Source organism: Streptomyces termitum (assembly GCF_014650175.1).
Classification (GTDB): Bacteria; Actinomycetota; Actinomycetes; order Streptomycetales; family Streptomycetaceae; genus Streptomyces; species Streptomyces termitum.
In genome coordinates this window covers 1-26,683 of sequence record NZ_BMUL01000027.1, presented here as the reverse complement: position 1 = coordinate 26,683, position 26,683 = coordinate 1, and the positions used below count along the sequence as shown (strand labels likewise).

Sequence of the window (26,683 nt, the reverse complement as noted above, 5' to 3'; positions counted from 1 at the left end):
GTGAGAGTGACGTGACCAATCTCGTCGTCGCCCTGGTGGAAGCGGCCCGGCGGTATCCGCAGCGGCCGGCCGTGCTGGCCGACGGGGCCGTCGTGGGCTGGGCCGAACTGGACGAGGCGAGCGCGCGGGTGGCGGGCGGGCTGCTGGCGCACGGGGTGCGGCCCGGCGACCGGGTCGGGCTGCGGCTGCCGGACGTGCCGGCCTTCCCCGTGCTGTGCCTGGGGGCGCTGCGGGCCGGGGCGGTGGTGGTGCCGCTGCGGCCCCGGCCGTGGTCCTTCGCCCCGCGGCCGCGCGGGGACGTGCGGGGCGCGCGGCTGGTCTTCGCCGCGCCCGGCGGCGAGGGCGAGGGCGCGGGGGCGGAGGTGCCGGGGGACACCACGCACGTGCCGATCGGCCCCGGCTTCCTCTCCCAGGTGGCCTTCTGGCCGCAGTACGCGGGGGTGGTGGACCGGGCGGACGACGCCCCGGCGCTGATGGCCGGGCCGGGCGAGACGCCGACGGGCCCGTGGGGGCCGGTGCTCGGCCACGGGGAGCTGCGGTCCGGCGCGGCGGCCGCCCCCGAGGACCCGGAGGCGGCCCGGCGCGGCCTGCCGGCGGGGGCGCCGGCCTTCTCCCGGACCGGCCGGGCGCACGGCCTGCCGGCGGCGCTGCGGGCCCTGTCCGTCCTGGCGGCGGCGCGGACCCCGGAGCGCCGGGCCCCGGAGCCGCTCTCGCTCCGCTGACCCCGGGGCGTCAGCCGCCGTCCGGTTCCGCCCCGGACGCCGGGGCCCGGCCGGGGTGGCGGGCCGGGTCGAACCAGCGGTCGAGCGGGGGTTCCCTGGCGAGTACGGCTCCGATGGTCAGGGCGAAGGTCACCGCCCCGCACACCGCGATCAGCCAGGAGAGCAGGGTCAGCACCAGGCCGAGGGAGCCGTACTCGGAGAGGGCCCGGTCGAACGCGGTCGGCATGTAGAGCGGGGCCGTGATGCCGAGGGCCGTGGAGGCGGCGGCGCCCAGGAGGGCGCCGGGCAGCAGCGGCAGCCAGGCGACGCGCTTGGCCAGCAGGAGGTGCTGGGTCCACAGCCAGACGCCGGTGGCGAGCACGAAGAAGAGCGGCACGCCCAGCCAGGCGCCGGCGCCGAAGCCGTCGCGGATGGGCGCCTGGAGGAAGACGACGAGGAGCAGGAAGAACAGCCAGGCCGCCCACCGCCAGGCGGCGATCCGGGTGCGGGCCCGGGGCAGGCCCCAGGCCCGCTCGCAGACGCGGGCCATGGCCCGGCTGAAGCTGGTGGCGGAGACGAGGGCGATGAGGGCGCCGATGGCGCCGGTGGTCTCCCGCACCTCGTCGGGGGCGCCGCCGCCGAGGACCCGCTGGAACTCGGCGGCGGAGGCGCCGGTGAGGCCGAACATGGCGCGCAGGGAGTCGCGGAGCTGGTCGCGGACGGCGGCCGGGGCGAAGGCGGCGAAGGCGAACAGGAGCGGCACGGAGGCCAGGAACGCCTGGGCGGCGAGCCGGGTGCCGGCGTCCAGGAGGTTGCCGTCCACCAGCCGCTCGGTCAGTCCGGCCAGCACCGGGAAGCGCCTCTCGGCGCCGGACCGGAGGCTCCGCACCCGGCTCGCCCACGACATCCCGCGCCTCCCGACTCGGCCCGGCTCCGCCCGGCCCCGGTCCGCCCTGCCATTGGACGGCACGGGACGGCCTTCCGCGACTCGTGGCGGGCCGCCCCGGGCCGGTCGGGGCGGGCGGGCGCGCCCTCCTCGTACGGGACGGGGCCCACGCCCGTATCACCCGGGGGCGGAATCCGTACGACGGCCGGGGCCGGGGTCAGGGGCGCCCACCGAGCCGTGGCCGGGGGCGGTCCCCGGGTATCAGGATCGTGAGGACCGTGGTGGGGGCGAGGCGTTCGCGGACGCCGGTGGCGGTGACCGGGCCGTCGCCGGTCCGTACCGCCGTGAGGACCCGGGCCTCCGGTTCGCCCTGCCCGCGTCGGCGGCGTCCCGCGTCTTCACCTGTCGTCCGCCTGCCCTTTCCCGGGTGCTCGCCCGGGGCACCCGGACGACGGCCATCGTTCGGGGGGGGCGGCCCTACCCGGTTCTTCTACTCCCCTGTAGATTGTCGCCCGTCCGACCACCGTCCCGCCCGGCCAGGAGAGTCCCCATGTTCGGTCTCAGCGAGATCGCGATCCTGCTGCTCGTCGTCGTCGTGGTGCTCGGCGCGAAGAAGCTCCCGGAGCTGATCCGCAGCGCGGGCAAGGCGACCCGCATCCTCAAGGCCGAGACGCGCGAGATGAAGGCCGGCGACGGCCCCCGCGAGCCGGCCGCCACCTACACCGTCAAGGAGACGCGGACCCCCGCCGAGGACCGCTGACCCCCGCGCCGCCGGGCCGCCCGGCCGCCGGGAGCGGCACGGCGACCGAGGCGAGGTAGCGGGCGTACTCGTCCAGCGCGGCCAGCGCCTGCGCGTCGTCGCGGTCGATCAGCCAGGTCAGGGTGAGGCCGTCGAGGACCCCGAGGCCGTGCCGGGCGAGGACCGGCAGCTCCACCGTCCAGGCCAGCCCGGCCGCCCGGCCCATCGCCTCCAGGTGGGCGGCGTTCACGTCGAGGTAGTGGCGGTACTGGCGGCGCGCCAGGTCGGCGAGACCGGGGCTGCGCAGCGCGTACTGGGTCACCTCGTACGTCACCAGGTGCTCGGCCGGGCGGGCCCGGACCTGCTCCCAGTACGCCCGCAGGATCGCCCGGACCGCCTCGAAGGGCGTGGCGCCCTCGGGAGGGGCCAGGTCCCCCGGCGGCAGGTTGCGCTCCATGATCCGCTCGATGACGGTCTGGAACAGCTCCTCCTTGGAGCGGAAGCAGTAGTGGAAGGCGCCGAGCGGCACCCCCGCCTCGGTGACCACGGCCCGGGTGGTGGTCCGGGCGACCCCGTCGCGGATCATCACCCGGATCGCCGCCTCCGCCAGTTGCTCGCGGCGCTCGTCGGCGGAGAGTCGGGGCATCGGCGGGCTCCTCGGGACGGGGCGGGTGCGGTCAACGTATCGCAGGGCCCGGCGGGCGGGACTACAGGAAGGCCAGGCCCTCGCCCCGGTAGGTGGGGACGGTGCCGACCACCCGGTCGTGCTCGACGAGGTGCAGGACGTCCACCCGCTCGCACAGTTCGCCCGCCTTGGCGTGCCGGAACCAGACGCGGTCGCCGACCCGCAGGCCGTCGGCGGCGGGCCCGGTGAGCGGGGTCTGCACCTCGCCCGCGCCCTCGGTGCCGGTGAGGCTGAGCCCGGCCGGGTGGACGGGGACGGGGAGCCGGTCGGGGCCGGGGGCGCCGGAGGCGGTCCAGCCGCCGCCGAGGACGGTGACGTGGCCGGGGGCGGGGCGGCGGACCACGGAGAGCGCGAAGTAGGCGGCGGGCAGCGGGCTGAAGCCGCGGTAGTGGTCGAAGAGGGCGGGGGCGTAGAGCCCGGAGCCGGCGCCGAGTTCGGTGACGGCGGGTTCGGCGGAGGTGGACTCCAGGCTGCCGGTGCCGCCGCCGTTGACGAACTCCAGCGGGGCGACCGCCCGGACGGCGCGGACGGCGGCGGCCCGGCGGGCGCGCAGTTCGCGGGCGGAGAGGTGCTGGACCACGCGGACGGCGGTGCGCATCGGGCGCCCCTGGCCGGGCTGGGCGTCGCCGACGCCCGCGATCTGCCCCTCGTACGCCATGACGCCGACCAGCCTCAGACGCGGGCGGGCGACGACGGCGCGGGCCAGCGCGGCGGCCTGCTCGGGGGCGTGCAGCGGGGAGCGGCGCATCCCGAGGTGGACGCGGCCGCCGAGGAGGCGCAGGGAGGCGTCGAGGTCGAGGCAGACCCGCAGCGGCGGGCCGTCCGGTCCGGCGGCCGCGGCGGCCTCGGTGAGGAGGTCGAGCTGCTCCGGGGAGTCGGCCATGACGGTGATCCGGGCGGCGGCGTCCGTGTCGGCGGCGAGCCGGGCGAGGGCGTCGGTGTCGGCGGTGGGGTAGCCGACGAGGACGTCGAGGGCGGGGTCGTGGGAGGCGAGCCAGAGCGCCTCGGGGAGGGTGAAGGCGAGGACGCCGGAGAAGCCGGGGCGGGCCAGCACCTCGTCGATCAGGGCCCGGCAGCGCAGCGACTTGCTGGCGAGGCGGACGGGCTTGCCGCCGGCCCGGCGGACCATCTGGGCGGCGTTGGCGCGCAGGGCGCCGAGGTCGACGACGGCGAAGGGCGGCTGGAGGCCGGCGGTCGCCTTCTCCAGGTCGGCGAAGCCCGCGGGGCGCGGCACGGGCGGGGCGGCGGCTTCGGGGCGGGCGCTTGCCATGGTGGGCGGCCTTTCGTGGACCTGCGTGCGGGGACCTTCGTACGAGGGGCTGGGCGCGGCCCCGGCGGGGGCCGTGCGGGGCCGCGCCGGCCCGTGCGGGGCCCGGGTGCGGGGCCGGGGCGGGCCGGTGGCGACGCCGTCACGGTCTCTTGGTCATGCGTCCAAGTCAAGGCTCCGGGACCCTTGACTTGGACGGTTGACCAAGTCCACCCTTCCGGACAACGAGAACCGGGGGTAACCCTCCGCCCGCCCCTGACCCGTCCGGCCCCTGGCCCGTCCGGCCCCCGTCGGCCCGAGAGGAACGCCCGGCATGAGCAGCAGCGAGAACAACGGCGTGTGGCGCAACTGGGCCGGGAACGAGGAGGTCCGCCCCCGCCGCGTCCGCCACCCGGCGCACACCGAGGAGGTCGCCGCCGCCGTGCGGGACGCGGTGCGGGACGGGCTGCGGGTCAAGCCGGTCGGCTCCGGGCACTCCTTCAGCGGCGTCGCCGTCGCCCCCGGCGTGCAGCTCCGCCTCGACCGGCTGGACGCGGTGCACGCGGTGGACCCGGAGACCGGGCTCGTCACCGTCGGCGCCGGGATGCCGCTGTGGAAGCTGAACCCGCTGCTCGCCTCGCACGGCCTCGCCCTGGAGAACATGGGCGACATCGACCGGCAGACCGTCTCCGGCGCCATCTCCACCGGCACCCACGGCTCCGGCGTCGGCTTCGGCGGCATCGCCACCCAGGTCCGCGCCCTCGAACTCGTCCTGGCCGACGGGACGGTGACGACCTGTTCGCCGACCGAGCGGCCCGACCTCTTCGCGGCGGCCCGGGTCGGCCTCGGCGCGCTCGGCGTCCTCACCCGGGTCACCCTCCAGACCGTGCCGCTCTACGCCCTGCACGCCCGGGACACCGCCCTGCCGGTCGCCGAGACCCTCGGCCGGATCGACGAACTCGTCGAGGAGAACGACCACTTCGAGTTCTTCTGGTTCCCGCACAGCGAGACCACGCTCACCCGCCGCTTCCGCCGGCTGCCCGGCGACGCGCCCCTCGCCCCCATCGGCGCCTTCTCCCGGCGCCTCGACGAGGCGGTCAGCGGCCCCGGCTTCGAGCTCCTCAACCGGCTCGGCACCCGGGTGCCGGGCCTGGTGCCGCCGATCACCCGCTTCGCGGCGCGCGCCATGTCCTCCCGGACCTGGACCGACCACTCGTACCGGATCTTCGCCTCGGTCCGCGACGTCCGCTTCCACGAGGGCGAGTTCGCGATCCCGCGCGCCCACGCGGCCGAGGCGCTGCGGGAGATCCGGGCCTGGATCGACGCCCACGACGAGCGGGTGTCGTTCCCGCTGGAGGTGCGCTTCACCGCCGCCGACGACATCTGGCTCTCCACCGCGCACGGCCGGGAGAGCTGCTACATCGCCTTCCACCAGTACCACCGGATGCCCTACCGCCGGTACTTCGACGCCTGCGCGCGGATCCTCGGCTCCTACGGCGGCCGGCCGCACTGGGGCAAGATGCACGAACTCGGCGTGGACGAACTCCGGCCCCGCTACGAGCGGTTCGACGACTTCGTCGCCCTGCGCGACGCGCTCGACCCGGCGGGCGTGCTGTCCAACCCGTACCTCGACCGCGTCCTCGGCCCGGCCCCGGCGGCCGGCTGACCCCCGGGGGAACCGTCCGGAATCCGGCGACCTCCCCCGGGGCCCGGTGGCAGACTGACCCCCCGGTCCCGCCACCGGCCCGCCGAAGGAGTCCCGCCGTGTCCGTGATCCAGCGCCTGCGCACCGCCGTCCGCCGGACCCACCGGCGGACCGTGGACCTGAGCCACCCGGCCCGCTCGCCGCTCGGCAGCGCGGTCGTGAACTGCGTGGCGTACGTCGACGGGGTGCGCCGGCCGGTCCGGGGCACCGGCGTCGAGGACGCGCTGCGGTCCGTGCGCCGGGCCGGGCGCGGCTTCGTGTGGATCGGCCTGCACGAGCCGGACGAGAAGGAGCTGGCGGCCCTCGCCGAGCCGCTCGGGCTGCATCCGCTGGCCGTCGAGGACGCGGTCCACGCCCACCAGCGGCCGAAGGTCGAGGCGTACGACGAGGTGCTGTTCGCCGTCCTGAAGACGGTCCGGTACGTCGAGCACGAGGAGCTGACCGCGACCAGCGAGGTGGTGGACACCGGCGAGCTGATGGCCTTTGTCGGACCCGGCTTCGTGCTCACCGTCCGGCACGGCGGGCACGGCTCGCTCGGGCCGCTGCGCGAGGCGCTGGAGGCGCGGCCCGAGCAGCTCGCCAAGGGTCCCTCGGCGGTGCTGCACGCCATAGCGGACCACGTGGTGGACGACTACCTGGCCGTCACGGACGCGGTCCGCAGCGACCTGGAGGCGATCGAGAACGCCGTCTTCTCCGGGCAGGCGGGCCGGGGCGACGCCGAGCGGATCTACCAGCTCAAGCGGGAGCTGCTGGAGCTGCGCCGGGCGGTCGCCCCGCTGGCCCGCCCGCTGGCCTCGCTGGCGACCCGGCCGACGCCGCTGGTGGACCCGGAGATCCGGGCGTACTTCCGGGACGTCACCGACCACCTCGCCCGCGCGACCGAGCAGATCGGCTCGTACGACGCCCTCCTCGACTCGGTGCTCCAGGCGCACCTGGCGCAGGTGACCGTCGCCCAGAACGAGGACATGCGGAAGATCACCGCCTGGGCGGCGATCGTCGCCGTGCCGACGATGGTGTGCGGGGTGTACGGCATGAACTTCACGCACATGCCGGAGCTGGGGTGGACCTACGGCTACCCGGCCGTCCTCGGCGTGATGGCGACCGCCTGCCTCCTCCTCCACCGGGGCTTCCGCCGCAACGGCTGGCTCTGACGGCACCCGGGAAAAGCGGAGGCCGGGCGGTGACGGACGGCACCGGGGAAAAGCGGACGGCAGCGGGAAAAGCGGAGGCCGGGCCGTGGCGACGGCACCTGGGAAAGCCAGGGTCGGGGCCGTGACGGACGGCACCTTGTGAGGTTTCCGACGCCCGGCCGGGGGATCTTGACGCATCTCTGACGCGCGGACGCGGACCGGCACCTCCGCCGCTGCTTAGGCTGACCCGGCCCGTCGGCCCCTCTCGGCCCCCTCGGGCCCGAGAACCCCGTCCGGACAGCCCTGGAGCCCCCATGTCCCCCTCGAACGAGACGCGCACGAGCAAGCTGCGCGCGTGGATGCTGGAGGGCCTGTCCGACATGGGCAGGGGCAGACCCTCGCGGCCCGTGGAGCCCGCGCCGGACGCCGGGCACAAGGGCCAGCCCTGGTACCGGGTGATGTGCCTGACCGGTGTCGACTACTTCTCCACCCTCGGCTACCAGCCGGGCATCGCCGCCCTCGCGGCCGGCCTCCTCTCCCCCGTCGCCACCGTCGTCCTGGTGGTCGTGACGCTCGCCGGGGCGCTGCCGGTCTACCGGCGGGTCGCGGAGGAGAGCCCGCACGGCGAGGGCTCGATCGCGATGCTGTCGCGGCTGCTGTCGTTCTGGAAGGGCAAGCTGTTCGTGCTGACCCTGCTCGGGTTCGCGGCGACCGACTTCCTCATCACGATCACCCTGTCGGCGGCCGACGCCTCCACCCACCTGGTGGAGAACCCGCACCTCAACGCCGCCCTGCACGACAAGCAGCTGATCATCACGATGGTGCTGATCGCGCTGCTCGGCGCGGTCTTCATGAAGGGCTTCCTGGAGGCCATCGGCGTCGCCGTCGCCCTGGTGGGGACGTATCTGGCGCTCAACGCCGTGGTGGTGGCGACCGGCCTGTGGCAGGTGATCACCCAGGGGCACGTGGTCACCGACTGGACGGCGGCCCTCACCCAGGAGCACGGCAACGTCCTGGTGATGGTCGGCGTCGCGCTGATCGTCTTCCCCAAGCTGGCGCTCGGCCTCTCCGGCTTCGAGACCGGCGTCGCCGTCATGCCGCACGTGAAGGGCGACCCGGAGGACACCGAGGCGCGGCCCGCCGGCCGGATCCGCGACACGAAGAAGCTGCTCACCACCGCCGCGCTGATCATGAGCGTCTTCCTCATCTGCACCAGCTTCATCACCACCGTGCTCATCCCGCACCAGGAGTTCGAGCCCGGCGGCCAGGCCAACGGGCGGGCGCTCGCCTACCTCGCCCACGCCTACCTCGGCAGCGCCTTCGGCACCGTCTACGACGTCTCCACCATCGCGATCCTGTGGTTCGCGGGCGCCTCCGCCATGGCGGGACTGCTCAACCTGATGCCGCGCTACCTGCCCAAGTACGGCATGGCCCCGCACTGGGCGCGGGCCGTCCGGCCGATGGTGCTGGTCTTCACCCTGATCGCCTTCCTCGTCACCTGGCTGTTCGACGCGGACGTCGACGCGCAGGGCGGGGCGTACGCCACCGGCGTCCTGGTGCTGATCTCCTCGGCGGCCATCGCGGTGACCATCGCCGCCCGCAAGGCCCGCCAGAAGCGCTGGACGATCGGCTTCGGGGCGATCGCCGCCGTCTTCCTCTACACCACCGTCCTCAACGTGATCGAGCGCCCGGACGGCGTGAAGATCGGCGCCTGCTTCATCGCGGGCATCATGCTGGTCTCGTTCCTCTCCCGGCTCGGCCGGCTCTTCGAGCTGCGCGTCACCCACATCGAGCTGGACGAGCTGGCCGAGCGGTTCATCCGGGACATCGCGCACCGCACGCCCCGCTTCGCCGCCAACAAGCCGCTGCGGCGGGACGAGGCCGAGTACCGGCACAAGCTGGAGCAGATCCGCACCGACAACGAGCTGCCCGCCTCGGACGACTTCGTCTTCGTCGAGGTCACCGTCACCGACCCGTCCGAGTTCGAGGCCGCGCTGACCGTCCGGGGCGAGGTCCTGCACGACCGCTACCGCGTCCTCACCCTGGAGTCCTCCTCGGTCTCCAACTCCCTCGCGGCCCTGCTGCTGCACGCCCGGGACCTCACCGGCACCCGTCCGCACATCTACTTCGAGTGGACCGAGGGCAATCCCTTCGCCAACTTCTTCCGCTTCTTCCTCTTCGGCCACGGCGAGATCGCGCCGGTCACCCGCGAGGTGCTGCGCGAGGCGGAGCCCGATCCGGAGCTCCGCCCCCACGTCCACGTGGGCTGAGACCGGAGCCGTACGGAAGGTCCGCGTCCCGCCCCGTCAGACCGGCGGGGCGCTCGCCGCCGGGTCCGCGCCCGGCGGGGGCGCCGTGCCGTCGGCGGCCGTCCCGCCGGTGCCCCGGGGCGCGCCCTCCGGGTAGGCGACCCGGGCGGTGATCCGGGCGATCCGCGCCGCCGTCTCCTCCGGGGCGGCCACCGGCTGGACGATGTGGCTCACGGTGAGCCGGACGATGGTCTCGACGGCGAGCCCCCGGGACTCCGCGTCGACGTCCGGCCACGCCTCGGTCGCGTAGGCGTCGAGCAGGGACATCGCGGTGCCGAAGACGGGCTCGGTGCGGGTGGTCAGATAGGCGAGGAGGTCGTCCTCCGCGCCGCCCCTGGCCGCCAGCAGGACGCTCCTGATCAGCGGATTGCCGACGGCCTGCCGCAGCGTGTACCCGACCCCCGCGCGGGCCGACCGCTCCAGCTCGCCCCGGTGCGCGTCCAGCTCCCCCTGGATGCCGACGAGGAACCGCTCCAGCTCCCGCTGGACCAGCGCCCGGCCGATCGCCTCCTTCGAGCCGAACTCGTTGTAGAGCGTCTGCCGGCTGATCCCCGCCTCCCGCGCGATGGCGGTCATGCGCAGCACGCCCCACCCGTCGCCCGCGACGAGCCCGTAGGCCGCGTCGAGCACCTGCTCGCGCATGAGGGACCGGACGGTCTCGCGGAAACGTGTCATCGTGCCCTCACCTTAGACGCGGCGGGCTCAGAGCCCGGCTCCGCCGCCCGTCTCCAGGTACTGGCCGGTGAGCCAGCGGGCGTCGTCGGAGACGAGGAAGGAAACCACGTCGGCGATGTCGGCGGGAGCCCCGATCCGGCCGAAGACCGAGTGCGCGGCGAGGACGGCGGCGGCCTCGGGGGTCGTCCGGTGGCGGGCGTTCATGTCGGTGGCGACGAAGCCGGGGGCGACCGTGTTGACGGTGATGCCGCGCGGGCCCAGTTCCTTGGCCAGCGCCAGGGTCATGGTGTCGAGGGCCCCCTTCGTCATCGCGTAGGTCACGGACTCCGGGTAGGCGTGGCGGGAGGTCAGCGAGGAGATGTTGACGATCCGGCCGCCGTCGCGGAGCCGGCCGAGGCCCTGCTGGACGAGGAAGAGGGGCGCCTTGACGTTGACGGCGAAGAGGCGGTCGAAGACCTCGGGGGTCAGCTGGTGGATCCGGCCGGAGCCGCTGGCGCCGGCGTTGTTGACGAGGATGTCGAACTCCGGCCCGGCGCCGGCCCCGGCGAGCCCCTCGTCGAGGGCGGCGTAGAAGGCGCCGGCCGCGTCGGGGAGGTCCAGCGCGGCGCGGAAGGCGAAGGCGCGGCCGCCCGCCCGCTCGACGGCCTCGACGGTCGCGGCGGCGGCGTCGGCGGAGCTGCCGTAGTGGACGGCGACGAGGGCGCCGTCGCGGCCCAGCCGCTCGGCGATCCCCCGTCCGATGCCCCGGCTCGCGCCGGTCACGATCGCGGTCCTGCCTGCCAGTCTCGACATGGGGTGTTTCCTGTCCTGCGGGAAGTAGGGGAGGTACGGGGAGTACGGGATGTGCGGGAGGTACGGGGGGCGTACGGGGCCCCGGGGGTGCGGCGGAGGGCGTACGGGGCTGCGGGGGGGGCGCGGCTCAGCCCCGGGCGGCTCAGCCCCGGGCGGCGAGGAAGGAGCGGTACCAGGCCAGGTGGCGGGGGAAGGCGGCGGTGAAGCCGGGGCCGGGGCCGCGTCCGAAGTCGGTCCAGGGGCGCTCGTCGGCGAACCAGTGGTCGAGGCCGAGCATCTCCAGGTGGTGGGCGGCGACCGGGTGGTCCGCGAGGAGCGCGCGGGCCGTGCCGAGGTCCACCGCCGGGCCCCGGGCGGCCCGGACGGGCTCCGGGAGGAGCGGGGCGACGGCGGTGAGGAGTTCGTCGTCGGAGACCGGGTCGGGGTGGGCGACGTAGTACGCGCCGGGCCGGGCGGCCGGGGAGAGCGCGGCGCCCAGGAGGGCGCCGGCCAGGGCGTCCACCTCGACGAGCGAGTGGAGCGAGCCGACGGGAGCGAGGGGGCCGGGCAGCGCCGCGAGGAGCAGCAGGAGTCCGGGGATCACCTGGCGGTCGCCCGCGCCGTAGACCAGGTGGGGCCGCAGGACGGTGCCGCCGGCGTCCAGGACGTGCCGCTCGCCCGCCGCGCGGGTGCGGCTGGTCGCGGAGCCGGGGGCGAGCGGGAGGCTGTCGGGGGCGGCGGCCCGGAAGGGGCCCCGGCCGTGCACGGAGGCGGTGCTGAGGGAGACGATCCGGCGGGCTCCGGCCCGGACGGCGGCGTCGGCGAGGTTCCGGGCGCCGGTCTCGTTGACGGCGCGCAGGAGGTCCTCGTCGCCGCCGATCGCCGAGGCGCAGTGCACGACCGCGTCGACGCCCTCGCAGGCCCGGCGGAGCGATTCCGGGTCGCGGAGGTCGCCGTGCGCGGTCTCGACGGCGGGGCCGCCGGGGGCGGAGTCCGTCAGGTCGGGGCCGCCTGTTCCCCGGACGAGGAGGCGCACGTGGTCGAGGCCGGGGTGCGCGGCGGCCGCGGCGGCGACCCGGCCGCCGACGAAGCCGGTGGCGCCGGTGACGAGGATGCGGGTTCCCATGGCTTCTTCCGGTCGGTGCGGGTGGGGCGGTCAGCAGGCGCGGGCGGCGGGCACGCGGACGGCGGGCAGGACGCGCGGGGAGGTGAGCGTGCAGTCGAGGACGGGGGCGCCGTCCTGGTGGGCCAGGACCTGGACGGTGGTGGTGTTGCGGTCCGCGCCGGTCAGGACCTCGGCCTCCACCCAGCAGGGGGTGTCGAGCTCCGCGTAGCGGTGGAAGCGGGCTTCGAGGCCGGCGGGCAGCAGTCCGGTGCCGCCGGTGACGGCGACGGCGGCCTGCCGGGCGGCCTCCAGGAGGAGCATGCCCGGCACGTGGTCGTTGGGGCGCCGGAAGAGGGTGGGGTGGCCGGTGTCCACCCGCAGCCGCCAGCGGGAGGGGGTGTCGCCGGGCGAGAGGACGACGTCCTTCGTCCGCTCCCGGCCGACCTCCTCGGGCCTCAGGGCGGGCAGGAGGGGGACGGGGGCGCCCAGGGCCGCCAGGCGGTCGCCGCGCATCCGGCGGTAGGCGGCGGCGGAGGTGCAGCTGATGCCGCCGCCGCCGGTGGCGATCCGCCGGCCGTCGCGGGTGAGGACGAGGGCGGTGCGCATCTCGCGCAGGCCCCGGCCCCGGGTGCGCACGTCGGTGCAGAGGAGGTCGACGGTGATGTCCCAGGGGCGTCCGTCGTGGACGAGGGCGGCGGTGTCGGCGGTGTAGGACAGGTCCCACATGACGAACTGATCGTCGGCGGGAACATCGAATTCCGCGTGTCCGACCAGCATGGTCGCCTGTCGCATCGTCTCCGCGACCAGGATCGGATCATGCCGGTCGCCGTTCTGGGGTACGAAGAAGGGGTGGTCGGCGGGCCACCGGGCCGTTATGGAGAATCGGTTCTCTGCGATCCGGTTCCAACCGGTGGGAAGGATGTCTGCGGGATCCGCACGGTGAACGAACTCTCCCGGGACAGGGGGTGTCAGCTCTCGAAGGTTCTGTTCCATGGCTCCCCTTGCACCGTCCCTCACAGTTCGCCGTTTGCGGCAGCGCACAGATTACGTACTATCTGGTTTTCTTTTCAATGCTTCACGTCACAGAGTGAGCACGGACAGCGAGACAACGGGAGTGACCTTGGCGCAGCAAGCGCGTGCGATCAGGACTCGACGCCTGCTCCTCGACGCGGCGGCGGCCGTCTTCGGGGAGCGCGGTTACGAGCGGGCCACGATCGGGGAGATCCTGAATCGCGCCGGGGTCACCAAAGGCGCCCTCTATTTTCACTTTGCTTCCAAGGAAGACCTCGCACTGGGCGTCCTCGGCGCCCAACTCCTCGACGAGCCACTGACTCCGCAGGAGACCAAGCTCCAGGAACTGGTGGACCAGGGCTTCCTGCTCGCCCACCGGCTGCAGACCGACTCGCTGGTGCGGGCGAGCGTGGCGCTGGCCCTGGACAGCGGCGCCACCGGGGTGGACCGGGCCGCTCCGTTCAAGGCGTGGGTCGACCAGGTGGCGGAGGCCCTCACGGTCGCCAAGGCCCGGGGCGAGATCCTGCCGCACGTGAACGTGCTGGACACCGCCGAGCTGTTCTCGGGCGCGTTCGCCGGCATCCAGACCATGTCCCAGGTTCTTTGCGATCGAAAAGACCTGACGCATCGCGTGGTCGTGCTGCTCCAGCACGTCCTGCCGAGCATCAGCACCCCCGCGGTGCTCACCGGGCTCGACATGAGCCAGGAGCGGGCCAGGTTCCTGGCCGCCGAGTACGAGGAGGTCCGGCAGCGGCGCGAGGAGGGCGGCCCGGCGAATGCGGAGGAGTGACCGGAAACCGACCTCGCGGTACGCGAGGAGGGTCCGAAAGAGCGCCCCGACGGCCACCCGCCGTCGGGGCGCTCTGGCGTCATGGCACTGAGTGTGTTTTGCTGAGGGTACTCAGTGCCATCAACGGTGCCACAGAGGATTCCGGGTGCCACAAGCAGGGCGCCACGGGCCGGGTGCCACAAGCGTCTCCAGGGAGCTCAAGACCATGGGCAGCAAGGACTTCGACCTGTATCGGACCGCCGAGGAGCACGAGATGCTCCGGGAGTCGGTGCGGGCGCTGGCGGAGGCGAAGATCGCCCCGTTCGCCGCGGCGGTGGACGAGGAGGGGCGGTTCCCGCAGGAGGCCCTGGACGCGCTGGTGGCCAACGACCTGCACGCGGTGCACGTGCCGGAGTCGTACGGGGGCGCGGGGGCGGACGCGCTGGCGACGGTGATCGTGATCGAGGAGGTCGCGCGGGTCTGCGGTTCGTCGTCGCTGATCCCGGCGGTGAACAAGCTCGGCTCGCTGCCCGTGATCCTGTCGGGCTCGGAGGAGCTGAAGGCGAAGTACCTGGCGCCGCTGGCCGCGGGCGAGGCGATGTTCTCCTACGCGCTGTCCGAGCCGGACGCGGGGTCGGACGCGGCGGGGATGAAGACCCGCGCGGTCCGCGACGGCGACTTCTGGGTGCTCAACGGCGTGAAGCGGTGGATCACCAACGCCGGCGTGAGCGAGTACTACACGGTGATGGCGGTCACCGACCCCGAGAAGCGCTCGAAGGGCATCTCCGCCTTCGTGGTGGAGAAGAGCGACGAGGGCGTCTCCTTCGGCGCGCCGGAGAAGAAGCTCGGCATCAAGGGCTCGCCGACCCGCGAGGTCTACTTCGACAACGTCCGCATCCCCGCCGACCGCATGATCGGCGCCGAGGGCACCGGCTTCGCCACCGCGATGAAGACCCTGGACCACACCCGCATCACCATCGCCGCCCAGGCCCTGGGCATCGCCCAGGGCGCCCTGGACTACGCCAAGGGCTACGTCAAGGAGCGCAAGCAGTTCGGCAAGCCGATCGCCGACTTCCAGGGCGTGCAGTTCATGCTCGCCGACATGGCCATGAAGCTGGAGGCCGCCCGCCAGCTCACCTACGCCGCCGCCGCCAAGTCCGAGCGCGTCGACGGTGATCTCACCTTCTTCGGCGCCGCCGCCAAGTGCTTCGCCTCCGACGTCGCCATGGAGGTCACCATCGACGCGGTCCAGCTCCTGGGCGGCTACGGCTACACCCGCGACTACCCCGTCGAGCGCATGATGCGCGACGCCAAGATCACCCAGATCTACGAGGGCACCAACCAGGTCCAGCGCATCGTCATGGCCCGCAACCTCCCGTAACCGTCAGCTCGCCGAAAAGCCCGTTGAAAGGAGACAGGCCGTGACCCTGAGGATCGCTGTCTGTGTGAAGTACGTTCCCGACGCCACCGGCGACCGCGGTTTCGCCGACGACCTGACCGTCGACCGCGACGAGGTCGACGGCCTGCTCTCGGAGCTGGACGAGTACGCGGTCGAGCAGGCCCTGCGGATCTCCGAGGAGGCCGACGAGGCCGAGGTCACCGTCGTCACGGTCGGCCCGGACGACGCCAAGGACGCCCTGCGCAAGGCGCTGTCCATGGGCGCCGACAAGGCCGTGCACGTCAACGACGAGTCCATCCACGGCTCCGACGTCATGGGCACCTCGGCGATCCTCGCCAAGGCCCTGGAGAAGACCGGCTTCGACCTGGTCGTCTGCGGCATGGCGTCGACCGACGGCACGATGGGCGTGCTGCCCGCGCTGCTCGCCGAGCGGCTGAACCTGCCGCAGGTCACCCTCCTCTCCGAGGTCTCGGTGGAGGACGGGCTGGTGAAGGGCCGCCGCGACGGCGACGCCGCCACCGAGCTCCTGGAGGCCCCGCTGCCGGCCGTCGTCTCGGTCACCGATCAGTCCGGCGAGGCCCGTTACCCCTCCTTCAAGGGGATCATGGCCGCGAAGAAGAAGCCGGTCGAGGAGCTGGAGCTCGACGACCTGGAGATCGACGAGGACGAGGTCGGCCTGACCGGCTCCTGGACCCTGGTCGAGTCGGCCGCGGCCCGCCCGGCCCGTACCCAGGGCACGATCGTCACGAACGAGGACGGTGACGGCGGCAAGCAGCTCGCCGCCTTCCTCGCCGCCCAGAAGTTCATCTGACCGTCCGTCATCCCACCTCAGGAGCAAGGAATCATGGCTGAGATCCTGGTCCTCGTGGACCACGCCGACGGTGCGGTCCGCAAGCCGGCCCTCGAACTGCTCACCCTGGCCCGCCGGATCGGCACGCCGTCCGCTGTCGTCCTCGGCGCCGGTGAGGCCGCCGCCTCCGTGGCCGCCACCGCCGCCGAGTACGGCGCCGCCACCGTCTACGTCGCGGACGGCGCGGAGTTCTCCGAGCGGCTCGTCGTGCCGAAGGTCGACGCGCTGACCCAGATCGCGAAGGAGAAGGAGGTGGCCGCCGTCCTGGTGACCTCCTCCGGCGAGGGCAAGGAGATCGCGGCCCGCGTCGCGCTCCGCCTCGGCTCCGGCCTCCTCACCGACGCCGTCGAGCTGGAGGCAGGCGACGAGGGCCCGGTCGCCACGCAGTCGGTCTTCGCCGCCTCGTACCAGGTGAAGTCCCGCGTCTCGCGCGGCGTCCCGGTCATCACCGTCAAGCCGAACTCGGCCGCCCCGGAGGCCGCGCCGGCCGCCGGCACGGTCGAGGACGTCGCCGTCGCCTTCACCGGCAACGCGGCGAAGGTCGTCTCGCGCACCGCCCGCGTCTCCACCGGCCGCCCGGAGCTGACCGAGTCCGCGATCGTGGTCTCCGGCGGCCGGGGCGTCGGCGCCGCCGAGGGCTTCGGAGTCGTCGAGAAGCTGGCCGACTCGCTCGGCGCGGCCGTCGGCGCCTCCCGCGCCGCGGTGGACGCCGGCTGGTACCCGCACGCCAACCAGGTGGGCCAGACCGGCAAGCAGGTCTCGCCGCAGCTGTACGTCGCGGCGGGCATCTCCGGCGCGATCCAGCACCGGGCGGGCATGCAGACCTCGAAGACGATCGTCGCGGTCAACAAGGACCCCGAGGCCCCGATCTTCGACCTGGTCGACTACGGCGTGGTCGGCGACCTCTTCGAGGTGCTGCCGCAGCTGACCGAGGAGATCGGCGCCCGCTGACGCTCCGCGCGAACGGAAGGGAGGGGGTGGCACTCTGTGCCACCCCCTCCCTTCCGCAGCTCCCGCCCCAGGCGCCCCGGGGAGTCAGTACCAGCCGTCCAGCGCGACCTCCTCGCACAGCCGGACGACCGGCCGCCGGCCGGTCTCGGCGGCGCTCGCGACCCGGACCCGGACGCCCGGCCGCACCGCGTGCGGCGGCCCGTCGACCCGGCAGCGGACCACGAAGCCCTCGGCCATGTGGACCGGCCAGAGGTCGGCCTCGGCGGCGGTGTGGGCACGCCGCACGGTGATCACGCCCTCGCCCTCGCTCCGCTGCGGGGCCAGCTCGGTGGACCCGCAGGTCGGGCAGAGCAGGCGCTGGAAGGTGGTGGTGTGGCACCAGGCGCAGCGCTGGAAGTAGATCTCGGCGTCGGCGGCCGATTCCTCGGTCCGGACGGCTCCGGGGTTCCTCAGTCCCGTGTGGAACACGATGCCTTCTCCTCGCACTCGGCGGCTCGACCGTGCATGGGGAAAAGATATGGCACTCAGTGCCAGCAATGAAAGACCTGAGTTCCCTCAATCCGAGATACTGAGGACCCTTTTTCCGGGGTGCGGGCGGCGGGCCCGGCTCCCCCGTCCCTCAGCTCTCGCCGAGGCTCGACTCCACCTCGCGCACCACGCGCCACATGGGGGTGGAGCGCCTGGTGATGACCACGACGACGTCCTCGTCGCCGTCGGCCGGGGCGTCGGCGCCTGCCGGGGCGTCCGGGCTCCAGGTGGCGCGGACGAACTCCAGGGCCCGGTCCACCTCCTCCAGCGGCTCCCCCTCGCCGCCGGAGCGCAGCCAGTGCCGCAGGGCGTGGTTGTGGGCGGCGACGACGGCCGCGGCGGCCACGTTGGCCCGCAGGGTGCCGTCCCTGCGGTCGGACCAGCGGGCGCGCAGGTAGTCGCCGAGGGTCTTCTCGTACCGCCAGACGACCGAGAGCTCGTACGCGCGCAGCCCGGCGACCTCGCGGGTCAGCCGGTAGCGCTGGACGGAGAAGGTCGGGTTCTCCGCGTACATCCGCATGACCAGGCGGGCGGCGCCGCAGACCCGGGCCATGGGGTCGTCGGAGTCGGCGCTCGCGGCGAGGAAGCGGGTCATGTCGTCGAGGCACTGCTCGTGGTCGGGGAAGACCACGTCCTCCTTCGACGGGAAGTAGCGGAAGAAGGAGCGGCGGCCGACCCCGGCGAGGGTGACGATGTCGTCGACGGTGGTCTGCTCGTAGCCGCGCTCCAGGAAGAGCTGGAAGGCCGCGGCGATGAGGGAGTCCCGCATCGCGGGCTTCGGGGAGGTCGGGGGGTTCGTCGCCGCTGCTGCCATGGAGCGAACCTAACATCCGCACCGCCCCGGCGCGGCACTCGGTGCCGGATTTCTCCGACACCGAGTGCTGCGGGAGGGGCCGGGGTCAGCGGGCCGCCATCCGCAGGGCGCCGTCCATCCGGATCGTCTCCCCGTTGAGGTAGTCGTGCTCGACGATCATGGTGACCAGGCGGGCGTACTCCTCCGGGCGGGCGAGGCGCTGCGGGAAGGTGACGCCCGCGGCGAGCCCGGCCCGGACCTCGTCACTGAACCCGGCCATCATCGGGGTGTCCACGATGCCGGGGGCGACGGTGACGACCCGGATGCCGTACTGGGCCAGGTCGCGGGCGGCCGTGATGGTCATCCCGGCGACCCCGGCCTTGGAGGCGGCGTACGCGATCTGCCCGACCTGGCCCTCGAAGGCGGCGATCGAGGCGGTGTTGACGACGAGGCCGCGCTGGCCGTGGGCGTCGGGCTCGTGGCGGGCGATGGCCTCGGCGGCCAGCCGCATCACGTTGAAGGTGCCGATCAGATTGACGTTCAGGACCGCGCGGAACAGGTCGAGGTCGTGCGGGCCCTTGCGGCCCAGGACGCGGGCGGACGGCGCGATGCCCGCGCAGTTCACGGCGAGCCGCAGCTCGGCCCCGTCGGCGTCGATCGCGGCCAGCGCGGCGCGGACCTGGTCCTCGTCGGTGACGTCGGCCGCGAGCAGCCGCACCCCGTCGGGGAGCTCCCCGGCCCCGGCGACGGCCTTCTCCAGGTCCAGGCCGTAGACCGTGGCGCCGCGGGCGGCGAGCGCGGCGGCGGTGGCGGCGCCGAGGCCGGAGGCGGCGCCGGTGACGAGAGCGGCGGAGCCGGCGATGTCCATGGAACTCCTCGTTACGTTTCGTGCGGGTGTCCCCGCCGGCGGGGTGCCGCCGGCCGGGGGCGCGTCCCCGCGGAGGGACCACGCGGTCCGCGCGGTCTGCGCCGCCACCATAGAACCCCGGGTCGCGCGCCAGGAAGCGGAAGCGGACCGGCCCGCCCCGGAAAGAGTTCCGGGGCGGGCCGCGAGCGGTCCGCGGGGCGGACGGGTCAGAACGGCTTGGTGGGGAGGTACTTGCCGTCCAGGGTGATCACCGCGCGCTCGCCGCCCTCGGGGTCGGCGACCTTCTTCACGTCCAGCTTGAAGTTGATCGCGGAGATGATGCCGTCGCCGAACTGCTCGTGCACGAGGGCCTTGAGGGTGGTGCCGTACACCTGGAGCATCTCGTAGAAGCGGTAGATCGTCGGGTCGGTGGGGACGCCGCCGTCGAGGGAGCCGCGGGTCGGGATGGTCTGGAGCAGCCGGACCGCGTCCTCGCCGAGGCCGAGGAGGTCGGCGACGGCCCGGGCGGCCGGGGCCGGCAGGGCGTGCTGGCCGAGGACGGCGGCGGTGGTGAAGGCGACGGAGAAGCCGGACGCCTCGGCGATCCGCTCCCAGGTCAGGTCCTTGACGGTCTTGGCCTCGACGGCGGCGATGGCCAGGTCGCGGCGGGCGGTGGCGTCGAACTGGGCGTGCACCATGAGAGGTACGTCCTTTCGGGAGGCCCTTTGAGGGGGGCCGGAGAAGGGGGTGGGGGGTGGGGGGTGGGGGGTGCCGAGTGGGCGGGGGGGAAGGGGTTCAGGCGGCGTGGGCCGGTCGCGCCCCGGTGAGTTCCTCGACCGTCCCGGAGGCGATGTCGAAGACCCAGCCGTGCAGGCGTACGGAGTCCTCGGCGAGGGCCCGCGCCACCGCCGGGTGGGTGGCCAGGTTGGCCAGCTGGGCGACGACGTTGGCCCGGACGAGTCCGGTCACGCCGTCCCGGCCGCCGGCCGCGCGGGCCCGTGCCAGCGAGGCGTCGGCGTGCCGCAGCCAGTCGGCGACGGCGGGGGCGGCGGTCAGGTCGTGGCCCTCGGCGAGCGCGGTCATGGCCCCGCAGGCGGAGTGGCCGCAGACGATGACGTCCCGTACGCCCAGGACGGCGATCGCGTACTCGATGGCCGCGCCGACCGCGTCGCCGCCCGGGGTGTGGGCGGGGACGAGATTGCCCGCGGTCCGGACGACGAACAGCTCGCCCGGGTCCGTCTGGGTGATCAGCTCGGGCACGACCCGGGCGTCCGAGCAGCCGATGAACAGGGTGCCGGGGCGGTGGCTGGTCGCCAGGTGGGCGAAGAGCCCGGCCTTGGCGGGGAAGACCTCCCGCCGGAAGCGGTCGATTCCCTCGGCGAGATGCGGCATGGCGTCGCTTCCTCCCATCGGATCACGGACGGGGCCGGAGCCTCCGTCGCTGTCTCTCTTCGACGTCCTCCACCCTGCACGACCAGTGCCTATAGCGTCCAAGACCCACTGTCGATCCCCGCCATAGCTGTCATCTATACCTTGGGTTACGGTCGGGGCATGAAGCCGGAACTGCGCCATCTGCGCTACCTGCTCGCGGTCGCCGAGCACGCCAACTTCACCCGGGCCGCCGAGGAGCTGCGCATCGCCCAGCCGACCCTGTCCCAGCAGATCAGGCAGTTGGAGAAGGCGCTCGGCACGCAGCTCCTGGACCGGGGCGGCCGGTCCGTCCGCCTGACCGACGCCGGGGAGACCTACGCGCGGTACGCCCGACGGGCGCTCCAGGACCTGGCGGCGGGCGAGCGGGCCGTCCTGGACGTGCGGGACCTCTCCCGGGGCCGGCTCCGGGTCGCCTTCACCCCCACCTTCACCGCCTACCTCACGGGCCCGCTGGTCGCCGCCTTCCACGCCCGGCACCCCGGGATCACCCTGGACGTACGGGAGTCGCCGCAGGACCGGATCGAGGCCGACCTGCTCGCCGACGGCCTCGACCTCGGCATCGCCTTCCGGGGTACGCACCTGCCGGGGGTGGAGGCGGCGGTGCTGTTCACGGAGGCCCTCGGCCTGGTCGTGGGCCCCGGCCACCCGCACGCGGGCCGCACCGAACCACTGCCCGCGGCGGAGCTGAGCGGCCATCAGTTCGCGGTGCTGAGCGAGGACTTCGCGACGCGGCGGCACATCGACGCGTACCTGGAGGAACACCGCGTACGGCCCCGGGTCGCGATGGAGGCCAACTCGGTGCACGCCCTCACCGAGGTCGTCCGGCGCGCGCCGCTGGCCACCGTGCTGCCCGACGCGGTCTCGCGCGAGCACTCCGGCCTCACCCCGGTCCCGCTCTCCCCCGCCCTGCCCTCCCGCCCGGTCGTCCTGCTCCGCCGGGCGAGCGCCTACCGCAGCGCGGCCGCCGGGGCCTTCGCGGCCCTGGCGGCACAGTGGGGAGCGGACGGCGCGGGTCAGCCGATCGGCTGACCCCGGGGTCCCCCGATGCGCCCCCGGGGTGCAGCCGGGACGACGACGGGTTCCGCACTCCGGCGGCCGGACGATGAGACCGCCCTGAGAACCACCCCGAGTCCCCCCGGAGGGGAATCCCCATGAAGCACGTGAAGAAGGCCCACCGCACCCGTCTGATGAACGGTGGCGCGATCGTCGCCCTCGGCCTGGCCGGTTTCGGCGCCTACTCCGCGAGCGCCGGCAACACCAACGCCGCCCCGGCCGCCCAGGTGAACACCGAGGCGAAGAACAAGAACACGCACTCCTCCACCCACCTGACGATCGAGGCGGCGACGAAGGCCGCTCAGGCGACGCTGGACGCGGCGAAGAAGGAGAACCAGCGCGTCTCCGTGGCGATCGTGGACCGCAACGGCAACACGATCCTGACCCTGCGCGGCGACGGTGCGGGCCCCCAGTCCTACGAGGCCGCCGAGAAGAAGGCGTTCACCGCCGTCTCCTGGAACGCCCCCACCTCGGAGCTGGCCAAGCGCCTGGCGAACGCCCCGACCCTGAAGGACATCCCCGGCACCCTCTTCCTCGGCGGCGGCGCCCCGGTCACCGCCAAGGGTGCCCCGATCGCGGGCATCGGCGTCGCGGGCGCCCCCTCCGGCGACCTCGACGAGAAGTTCGCCCAGGCCGGCGTCGCCTCCCTCGCCGAGTAACACCGCCCCGACCCGTAAAGCCCCGGAAAACACCGAACCCCGACGCGCCTGAAACGGGGGAACACAGGCGCGCCGGGGTGGCGGGTCCGAGCATACGCCCAAACTTGTTCAAGATGAAATCATCCCGGCGGCCCCCGCGGGCGCGTGCCCCGTGGCAAGCTCCTCTCCCCGAAGGAGAGGAACAGCCGATGAGCCCGCACGCGTACGGATCGCGCCCGCACCGGACCGACCGCGTCGAGTTCCCGGACGTCCGGACCCAGGTCCTCTGGTCGCTGCGCTCCCTCTCCGACGTCCACCACCAGGAGAGGGTCTGGCGCAACGGCGTCCGGGAGGCCGGCGACGCGGTGGACGACCTCACGTCCGTCATCCATGTCCTGTTCGACGACACCAGGGTCCTGGAGGACCCGGAGAACCGCGTCGGATGGGTCCTCGTGTCGGACCAGGAAGTACGGGCGCTCCAGCCCCTGGCAACCCTGCTCGACCCGCTGATCGACCGCCTCGGCGACGCCCCCGACGCCGCCTACATGGACGCGCCCGAATGGCCCGGGGTCGTCGAAGCGGCGAGACACGCTTTCGAGACCATGACCCGGTGAGGCCCGTCCGCGTGACGTACTGATCGCGCATCACCGAAAAACGGCCCACCGCATCCGGCGGTGGACCGTTTCGCGTGCGCGCGGACCGCTGCTTCTCTGGCTTCGCCAGCCGGGCAACGAATCTCACCAACCCCCGCATGAACCCCTTGGCGGTCCGGGCCCACGGCTCGGGCCGCCGAGGCGCGCCCGGGTGATGTTCGCCCAAACCGGCAACGGACCGCGCACCGTGCCACCAGGATGACCCGGGTGACGACCACAGACCTTTGGCACCACTACGGCCGGGCCCGCGCCGAGCAGGACCACGCCGTCCCCGACTCGTTCCGCTGGGCCTGGGACCAGCAGAGCGGGCCGGGACCCGAAGCCCTCGGCGACCTCACCGGAAAGACCGTGGCCGACCTCGGGGCCGGTGTCGCCCGCCACGCCGCGCACCTGACCGTGCACCACACCCCCGGCCGGATCGACGCCGTGGACTCCTCCCCTGCCCAGCACGACATGGCCACCGCCCTCTACGCCTCCCTCGCCCCACGGCTCCGTCTCGTCCAGGCTGACGTCACCACTCACCTCCGCGCCACACCGGGCGCCTACGACGTGCTGTACAGCGTCTTCGGAGCAGTGGACTTCACCGACCCTCGCGCACTGCTCCCGGCCGCCGCCGACGCGCTCCGTCCCGGCGGGCGCCTGGTCTTCTCCACTCTCGCCCACTACCTGTCCGGCTCGCCCGCCCAGCCGGACGTCACAGCCCAGGAAGTACCGGCCAAAACCCCGGACGGCGAAAGCGCCACCATGCTCCGCTGGGTGTTGCAGGAACAGGTGTGGACCAAGGCCCTGGACGAGGCCGGGTTCACCGACATCCTCATCGAGGAGCTGCCCGCCGGAGACGGCCCCCGTTCCGCCGCCACCCTCCTCGTCTCGGCCCAGCGCCCCACCACCTGAGACCGCAGCGGAGAATGCCGCTGCCCCGGGCCTGGTCTTCCAGGCTCCGGGCAACAGCACGTTCGGGCTGGGGCGGGCTGAGCCCCTGTACCCGCACAAACCTGACCGGGTGTGGATGGTGCCCTGACCATCCTGGGCCGATGGTGGCCGTCCGGGCCGGAGCAGCGCCACCCGGGGTGCCCGGTGTGATCCGGTACCGGGAGCACGGGGTGCGCTCCGAGGTGGTCACATCGCCTCTTCCCCGGTGGAACGGCGCCGGTCGAGCTCCTTGGGATGAGAGGGGTAGAGGTCAGGAGGTCCTGGAGCGGCCGACGGCGTAGGCCGCGATCAGCTCCTCCAGGCGGGTCACGCACCGCTCGCAGGCCACGAACGGGGCGTGGCCGTGGTGTTCGCTGTGGGCGGGGCCGAGCCATATGACGGGCACGTCGTCGGTCTCGCAGCGCCAGCACAGGCCGGGGGCCCAGGTTCCGGGCGGGGAGGCGGTGGAGGGTGGTGTCATCGGGCGATTCCCCAGGTGAGCAGCGCGGCGAGTGCCGCCAGACAGACGGCCTGCCGTGCGTGCCCGGTCACCGGCTCCCCTCCCCGTGACGGGGGCCGGGGCCGCCGTCCTGGTCGAGCAGGCCGGCGCGCGCGGCCTCCTCGGCCAGGTCGACCGGGCGCACCCCGTTCAGACGGAGCGGACGCTGACCCGCAGGTNTAACCCCTCACGAAACTGCTGACGTTCGGCGGTCAGCCCGCCCCCTTGCGGATACCGAATGCCCCGGTGATACCGCACGGGCGACAAACCGCCAGCCCCTACGACTCCACAAGTTCAACCTCAGTATGTCAACATCGGTCCTACCGATACCCTTGTTCGCAACACAGATAACGACTGCGTCAAGCGGGCGCAACCCATCCTCGAAAAGCTTCCCAAGTGGAGCGAGGGTGACCAAACGGTTAGCCGGTTGTTTGGTCCCGACGGCAAGCCTATCGCCGCGCTTTCAAAGAACCCGGAAGGGGCGGCAAGCAGCCACTACTCTCTCGACGGAAAAATCGACCCCTGGCGGGAGAAGGCCAAGGAATTGATCTTCACCTCGGATACCGGAGTGAACAATGTCAGTAATGCGACCGTGGTTATCAACAACAGGCAAGGCGTATGCAAAAAGGCACTGAACTGTAGCATGGCGATCGAGGCGATCCTGCCCGACGGGCACACGTTGAATGTGATTTACCCTGACACCTCCACGCCCGTACCCCTGGTCGGCAAGAGGAAGAAGCCGCTGTCATGATGATCCTCTCCACCCACGCAGACAAACCCACTCCCCTCCCGGACGTGAACGCGATGGCTGAAGCTATCGATCGCACGCTCACTACGAGGGCCAGTGGCCTGAGCTGCGACACCGTGTCTTTCCTTTATCGAAAAGGAGAAAGCCCGGCGCACACGGAGGCCTCTCTTACCGTCACCGTCAACCACGACAACGGATACGGTGGCCTTGTCTGGTATGTCGACGGAGAAACCGCCCGACGGCTGGCAGGATCCACGGGGCAAGAAGTCGCAGACTCTGTCTGGGTATCGGCAAACTCTAATCCTCCAGAATTTGAGCCGAAGATCCTTGTCGATCCATGGGCTCCCACCTACATTCACCGCACTTGCGCTTTCCCTGTCGAGGTCCTAAGGGTGGCCTTGGGAGAATTCTGTGCAAACGGAAACGGTGACCGCCCAACATGTATCGAGTGGACGCAGGCGAACTTCGACGGAACGCTCCTGGAGGAGCCTGACACTGAATAGCTAAAAGGGCTGATCCGGCTGCACGCCGGGCGTGAATTGAAGCGGGGCGCCGTCATGCGCGACGGCACCCCGTAAGGGAGACGCCTGCATCTGCTGCTCGTACTTGTGGGGATCGGCCCGGGTTCTGGCTGGCGTGGCTCTTACTCCTGAGGTTGAACTTGTGGAGTCGTAGGGGCTGGCGGTTTGTCGCCCGTGCGGTATCACCGGGGCATTCGGTATCCGCAAGGGGGCGGGCTGACCGCCGAACGTCAGCAGTTTCGTGAGGGGTTACGGCTTAAGGCGGCAGAGCGGTTCGCCCAGGGCGAGGCGGGCTCGGTGATCGCCAAGGCCCTGCGGGTCAGCGTCCGCTCCGTGCAGCGATGGCGGCAGACGTGGGAGGAAGGCGGTCCGCGTGCTCTGCGGTCGCAGGGGCCGGCGTCGCTGCCGAGGCTGAGCGAGAAGCAGTTCGCGCAGCTGGAGGCGGAGTCGGCCAAGGGACCGGCCGCACATGGCCGGGAGGACCAGCGGTGGACGCCGGCGCGGGTCAAGACCGTGATTGGCCGGCGTTTCCACCTGACCCACACCATCCAGGGCGTGCGGAAACTGCTGGTGCGTAACGGTTGGTCCTGCCAGGTCCCGGCCCGAAGCGCGAGGGAGCGGTACGACGATGCGGTGGCCGGGTGGGTCAAGGCAGTGTGGCCGTGCGCGGAAGACTCGCGGCGGCCCGTGGAGCCTGGCTCGTCTTCGAGGACGAAGCCGGATTCTCCATGACACCGCCGCAGGCCAAGACCTGAACCCCGCCGAAGGGATCTGGTCCCTCCTGTGGCCCGGCTGGCTCTCCAACATCGCCTTCCCCACCCCCGAACGCCTCGCCCAGCGCATCCGACGCGGCCTACGGCACATCCAGTACCGCAGCGACCTCATAGACGACTGCCTCACCGAGACCGGCCCGACCATCAGACCCCCCTGAGTAACCCGGCGACATCACGAGTTCAACCTCAGTAACTGACCAGTTCCATGCTGCGGATGAGGCCGGAGAGCGCGGACGCCTGCGAGGGAACGCCGGTCCGCGCGAGGTCGGAGACTAGGCAGTGTCTTCAAATGATTACCGCTGGTGGATCATGGTGCTGTGATACGTCGCCATGAACTGTCGGATGCCGAGTGGGA

General features: G+C 72.9%; 28 protein-coding genes and 1 pseudogene. 16 read left to right on the top strand and 13 right to left on the bottom strand.

The annotated features are described in order from the left end of the window. The first annotated feature begins 11 nt into the window (after positions 1 to 11). Positions 12 to 722, top strand: a complete 711-nt coding sequence (locus IE219_RS32130) for an AMP-binding protein (protein ID WP_229850230.1) — start codon at positions 12 to 14, stop codon at positions 720 to 722. Between the two features lie 10 nt (positions 723 to 732). Here the strand turns inward: IE219_RS32130 and IE219_RS30470 are convergent, their stop codons facing one another. Further along, a complete protein-coding gene (locus tag IE219_RS30470) occupies positions 733 to 1,608 on the bottom strand; it encodes a YhjD/YihY/BrkB family envelope integrity protein (RefSeq protein ID WP_189983414.1) in 876 nt (291 codons plus the stop codon). A gap of 529 nt (positions 1,609 to 2,137) precedes the next feature. On the opposite strand from IE219_RS30470, the gene IE219_RS30465 reads away from it, so the two are divergent. Then, on the top strand, positions 2,138 to 2,347 hold the full coding sequence (locus IE219_RS30465) for a twin-arginine translocase TatA/TatE family subunit (protein WP_189983412.1): 210 nt from the start codon (positions 2,138 to 2,140) through the stop codon (positions 2,345 to 2,347). Here the strand turns inward: IE219_RS30465 and IE219_RS30460 are convergent. Next, positions 2,313 to 2,972: a TetR/AcrR family transcriptional regulator gene (locus IE219_RS30460; protein ID WP_189983410.1), complete on the bottom strand. Its 660-nt coding sequence runs from the start codon at positions 2,970 to 2,972 to the stop codon at positions 2,313 to 2,315. The two genes, IE219_RS30465 and IE219_RS30460, sit on opposite strands and share 35 nt — an antisense overlap. Before the next feature lie 61 nt (positions 2,973 to 3,033). Beyond that, positions 3,034 to 4,281 (bottom strand): amino acid deaminase/aldolase, encoded by a 1,248-nt coding sequence (locus tag IE219_RS30455; RefSeq protein WP_189983408.1) that lies wholly within the window; start codon positions 4,279 to 4,281, stop codon positions 3,034 to 3,036. Positions 4,282 to 4,591: 310 nt separating this feature from the next. Between IE219_RS30455 and IE219_RS30450 the strand changes: the two genes are divergently transcribed. The 3 genes from IE219_RS30450 to IE219_RS30440 all read left to right on the top strand — a co-directional run bounded on the left by IE219_RS30450 (position 4,592) and on the right by IE219_RS30440 (position 9,362). Next, a complete protein-coding gene (locus tag IE219_RS30450) occupies positions 4,592 to 5,923 on the top strand; it encodes a D-arabinono-1,4-lactone oxidase (protein WP_189983406.1) in 1,332 nt (443 codons plus the stop codon). A 104-nt stretch (positions 5,924 to 6,027) separates the two neighbouring features. After that, a complete protein-coding gene (gene corA, locus IE219_RS30445) occupies positions 6,028 to 7,113 on the top strand; it encodes a magnesium/cobalt transporter CorA (protein ID WP_189983449.1) in 1,086 nt (361 codons plus the stop codon). Positions 7,114 to 7,406: 293 nt separating this feature from the next. Then, positions 7,407 to 9,362 carry an APC family permease gene (locus IE219_RS30440; RefSeq protein WP_189983404.1) on the top strand — a complete coding sequence of 652 codons (1,956 nt, stop codon included), beginning with the start codon at positions 7,407 to 7,409 and terminating at the stop codon, positions 9,360 to 9,362. 36 nt (positions 9,363 to 9,398) lie between these two features. Here IE219_RS30440 and IE219_RS30435 read toward each other — a convergent pair whose 3' ends face one another. From IE219_RS30435 to IE219_RS30420, 4 genes are all read right to left on the bottom strand, one after another. Continuing rightward, entirely contained in the window at positions 9,399 to 10,076 is a 678-nt protein-coding gene (locus tag IE219_RS30435) for a TetR/AcrR family transcriptional regulator (protein WP_189983402.1), read from the bottom strand. Between the two features lie 27 nt (positions 10,077 to 10,103). Then, positions 10,104 to 10,868 (bottom strand): SDR family oxidoreductase, encoded by a 765-nt coding sequence (locus tag IE219_RS30430; protein WP_189983400.1) that lies wholly within the window; start codon positions 10,866 to 10,868, stop codon positions 10,104 to 10,106. A 142-nt stretch (positions 10,869 to 11,010) separates the two neighbouring features. Continuing rightward, positions 11,011 to 11,973, bottom strand: a complete 963-nt coding sequence (locus IE219_RS32380) for an NAD-dependent epimerase/dehydratase family protein (RefSeq protein ID WP_189983397.1) — start codon at positions 11,971 to 11,973, stop codon at positions 11,011 to 11,013. Between the two features lie 30 nt (positions 11,974 to 12,003). Next, a complete protein-coding gene (locus IE219_RS30420; protein ID WP_189983395.1) occupies positions 12,004 to 12,945 on the bottom strand; it encodes a ScbA/BarX family gamma-butyrolactone biosynthesis protein in 942 nt (313 codons plus the stop codon). 127 nt (positions 12,946 to 13,072) lie between these two features. Here IE219_RS30420 and IE219_RS30415 point away from each other — a divergent pair, with 127 nt between their 5' ends. The 4 genes from IE219_RS30415 to IE219_RS30400 all read left to right on the top strand — a co-directional run bounded on the left by IE219_RS30415 (position 13,073) and on the right by IE219_RS30400 (position 16,932). Then, a complete protein-coding gene (locus IE219_RS30415; RefSeq protein ID WP_189983392.1) occupies positions 13,073 to 13,753 on the top strand; it encodes a ScbR family autoregulator-binding transcription factor in 681 nt (226 codons plus the stop codon). Positions 13,754 to 13,958: 205 nt separating this feature from the next. After that, positions 13,959 to 15,113 (top strand): acyl-CoA dehydrogenase family protein, encoded by a 1,155-nt coding sequence (locus IE219_RS30410; protein WP_189983390.1) that lies wholly within the window; start codon positions 13,959 to 13,961, stop codon positions 15,111 to 15,113. 40 nt (positions 15,114 to 15,153) lie between these two features. Continuing rightward, positions 15,154 to 15,942 carry an electron transfer flavoprotein subunit beta/FixA family protein gene (locus IE219_RS30405; RefSeq protein ID WP_189983388.1) on the top strand — a complete coding sequence of 263 codons (789 nt, stop codon included), beginning with the start codon at positions 15,154 to 15,156 and terminating at the stop codon, positions 15,940 to 15,942. Positions 15,943 to 15,975: 33 nt separating this feature from the next. Then, positions 15,976 to 16,932, top strand: a complete 957-nt coding sequence (locus tag IE219_RS30400; protein ID WP_189983386.1) for an electron transfer flavoprotein subunit alpha/FixB family protein — start codon at positions 15,976 to 15,978, stop codon at positions 16,930 to 16,932. Between the two features lie 84 nt (positions 16,933 to 17,016). Here IE219_RS30400 and IE219_RS30395 read toward each other — a convergent pair whose 3' ends face one another. From IE219_RS30395 to IE219_RS30375, 5 genes are all read right to left on the bottom strand, one after another. Continuing rightward, on the bottom strand, positions 17,017 to 17,400 hold the full coding sequence (locus IE219_RS30395; protein WP_189983384.1) for a Zn-ribbon domain-containing OB-fold protein: 384 nt from the start codon (positions 17,398 to 17,400) through the stop codon (positions 17,017 to 17,019). A gap of 151 nt (positions 17,401 to 17,551) precedes the next feature. Beyond that, positions 17,552 to 18,274, bottom strand: a complete 723-nt coding sequence (locus IE219_RS30390) for a TetR family transcriptional regulator (protein WP_189983382.1) — start codon at positions 18,272 to 18,274, stop codon at positions 17,552 to 17,554. A gap of 85 nt (positions 18,275 to 18,359) precedes the next feature. Beyond that, a complete protein-coding gene (locus tag IE219_RS30385; RefSeq protein ID WP_189983380.1) occupies positions 18,360 to 19,121 on the bottom strand; it encodes an SDR family NAD(P)-dependent oxidoreductase in 762 nt (253 codons plus the stop codon). A 206-nt stretch (positions 19,122 to 19,327) separates the two neighbouring features. Further along, positions 19,328 to 19,798: a cyanase gene (gene cynS, locus IE219_RS30380; protein WP_189983378.1), complete on the bottom strand. Its 471-nt coding sequence runs from the start codon at positions 19,796 to 19,798 to the stop codon at positions 19,328 to 19,330. A 97-nt stretch (positions 19,799 to 19,895) separates the two neighbouring features. After that, on the bottom strand, positions 19,896 to 20,492 hold the full coding sequence (locus IE219_RS30375; RefSeq protein WP_189983376.1) for a carbonic anhydrase: 597 nt from the start codon (positions 20,490 to 20,492) through the stop codon (positions 19,896 to 19,898). 159 nt (positions 20,493 to 20,651) lie between these two features. Here IE219_RS30375 and cynR point away from each other — a divergent pair, with 159 nt between their 5' ends. From cynR to IE219_RS30355, 4 genes are all read left to right on the top strand, one after another. Beyond that, the gene (gene cynR / locus IE219_RS30370) at positions 20,652 to 21,560 is read left to right on the top strand and encodes a transcriptional regulator CynR (protein ID WP_189983374.1); all 909 of its coding nucleotides are present in this window, start codon (positions 20,652 to 20,654) and stop codon (positions 21,558 to 21,560) included. 122 nt (positions 21,561 to 21,682) lie between these two features. Beyond that, positions 21,683 to 22,243, top strand: coding sequence for a GlcG/HbpS family heme-binding protein (locus IE219_RS30365; protein ID WP_189983372.1), 561 nt, complete (start codon positions 21,683 to 21,685; stop codon positions 22,241 to 22,243). Between the two features lie 188 nt (positions 22,244 to 22,431). Beyond that, complete coding sequence (locus IE219_RS30360; RefSeq protein ID WP_189983370.1) at positions 22,432 to 22,836, top strand: SCO4402 family protein; 405 nt, start codon at positions 22,432 to 22,434, stop codon at positions 22,834 to 22,836. Between the two features lie 246 nt (positions 22,837 to 23,082). Further along, entirely contained in the window at positions 23,083 to 23,769 is a 687-nt protein-coding gene (locus IE219_RS30355) for a class I SAM-dependent methyltransferase (RefSeq protein ID WP_373298915.1), read from the top strand. 289 nt (positions 23,770 to 24,058) lie between these two features. On the opposite strand, the gene IE219_RS30350 is transcribed toward IE219_RS30355, so the two are convergent. Then, positions 24,059 to 24,268, bottom strand: a complete 210-nt coding sequence (locus tag IE219_RS30350; RefSeq protein ID WP_189983366.1) for a hypothetical protein — start codon at positions 24,266 to 24,268, stop codon at positions 24,059 to 24,061. Between the two features lie 331 nt (positions 24,269 to 24,599). Between IE219_RS30350 and IE219_RS30345 the strand changes: the two genes are divergently transcribed. The 3 genes and pseudogenes from IE219_RS30345 to IE219_RS30335 all read left to right on the top strand — a co-directional run. Further along, positions 24,600 to 25,037, top strand: a complete 438-nt coding sequence (locus IE219_RS30345) for a DddA-like double-stranded DNA deaminase toxin (RefSeq protein WP_373298916.1) — start codon at positions 24,600 to 24,602, stop codon at positions 25,035 to 25,037. Then, positions 25,034 to 25,537 carry an Imm1 family immunity protein gene (locus IE219_RS30340; protein WP_189983362.1) on the top strand — a complete coding sequence of 168 codons (504 nt, stop codon included), beginning with the start codon at positions 25,034 to 25,036 and terminating at the stop codon, positions 25,535 to 25,537. Before IE219_RS30345 ends, IE219_RS30340 begins: the two co-directional genes overlap by 4 nt. A 210-nt stretch (positions 25,538 to 25,747) precedes the next feature. Continuing rightward, positions 25,748 to 26,307 (top strand): annotated as a pseudogene (locus tag IE219_RS30335) (winged helix-turn-helix domain-containing protein); the annotation flags it as partial. Between the last annotated feature and the right edge of the window lie 376 nt (positions 26,308 to 26,683).

Bases quoted from the DNA above. Each gene is read 5' to 3' on its own strand.
- IE219_RS30410 (WP_189983390.1), top strand. From the start codon at position 13,959: ATGGGCAGCAAGGACTTCGACCTGTATCGGACCGCCGAGGAGCACGAG.
- IE219_RS30365 (WP_189983372.1), top strand. From the start codon at position 21,683: ATGAAGCACGTGAAGAAGGCCCACCGCACCCGTCTGATGAACGGTGGC.
- IE219_RS30360 (WP_189983370.1), top strand. From the start codon at position 22,432: ATGAGCCCGCACGCGTACGGATCGCGCCCGCACCGGACCGACCGCGTC.
- IE219_RS30455 (WP_189983408.1), bottom strand. From the start codon at position 4,281: ATGGCAAGCGCCCGCCCCGAAGCCGCCGCCCCGCCCGTGCCGCGCCCC.
- IE219_RS30470 (WP_189983414.1), bottom strand. From the start codon at position 1,608: ATGTCGTGGGCGAGCCGGGTGCGGAGCCTCCGGTCCGGCGCCGAGAGG.
- IE219_RS30375 (WP_189983376.1), bottom strand. From the start codon at position 20,492: ATGCCGCATCTCGCCGAGGGAATCGACCGCTTCCGGCGGGAGGTCTTC.
- IE219_RS32380 (WP_189983397.1), bottom strand. From the start codon at position 11,973: ATGGGAACCCGCATCCTCGTCACCGGCGCCACCGGCTTCGTCGGCGGC.
- IE219_RS30460 (WP_189983410.1), bottom strand. From the start codon at position 2,972: ATGCCCCGACTCTCCGCCGACGAGCGCCGCGAGCAACTGGCGGAGGCG.
- cynR (WP_189983374.1), top strand. From the start codon at position 20,652: ATGAAGCCGGAACTGCGCCATCTGCGCTACCTGCTCGCGGTCGCCGAG.
- IE219_RS30350 (WP_189983366.1), bottom strand. From the start codon at position 24,268: ATGACACCACCCTCCACCGCCTCCCCGCCCGGAACCTGGGCCCCCGGC.
- IE219_RS30340 (WP_189983362.1), top strand. From the start codon at position 25,034: ATGATGATCCTCTCCACCCACGCAGACAAACCCACTCCCCTCCCGGAC.
- IE219_RS30440 (WP_189983404.1), top strand. From the start codon at position 7,407: ATGTCCCCCTCGAACGAGACGCGCACGAGCAAGCTGCGCGCGTGGATG.
- IE219_RS30385 (WP_189983380.1), bottom strand. From the start codon at position 19,121: ATGGACATCGCCGGCTCCGCCGCTCTCGTCACCGGCGCCGCCTCCGGC.
- IE219_RS30450 (WP_189983406.1), top strand. From the start codon at position 4,592: ATGAGCAGCAGCGAGAACAACGGCGTGTGGCGCAACTGGGCCGGGAAC.
- IE219_RS30400 (WP_189983386.1), top strand. From the start codon at position 15,976: ATGGCTGAGATCCTGGTCCTCGTGGACCACGCCGACGGTGCGGTCCGC.
- cynS (WP_189983378.1), bottom strand. From the start codon at position 19,798: ATGGTGCACGCCCAGTTCGACGCCACCGCCCGCCGCGACCTGGCCATC.
- IE219_RS30390 (WP_189983382.1), bottom strand. From the start codon at position 18,274: ATGGCAGCAGCGGCGACGAACCCCCCGACCTCCCCGAAGCCCGCGATG.
- IE219_RS30435 (WP_189983402.1), bottom strand. From the start codon at position 10,076: ATGACACGTTTCCGCGAGACCGTCCGGTCCCTCATGCGCGAGCAGGTG.
- IE219_RS30465 (WP_189983412.1), top strand. From the start codon at position 2,138: ATGTTCGGTCTCAGCGAGATCGCGATCCTGCTGCTCGTCGTCGTCGTG.
- IE219_RS30430 (WP_189983400.1), bottom strand. From the start codon at position 10,868: ATGTCGAGACTGGCAGGCAGGACCGCGATCGTGACCGGCGCGAGCCGG.
- IE219_RS30420 (WP_189983395.1), bottom strand. From the start codon at position 12,945: ATGGAACAGAACCTTCGAGAGCTGACACCCCCTGTCCCGGGAGAGTTC.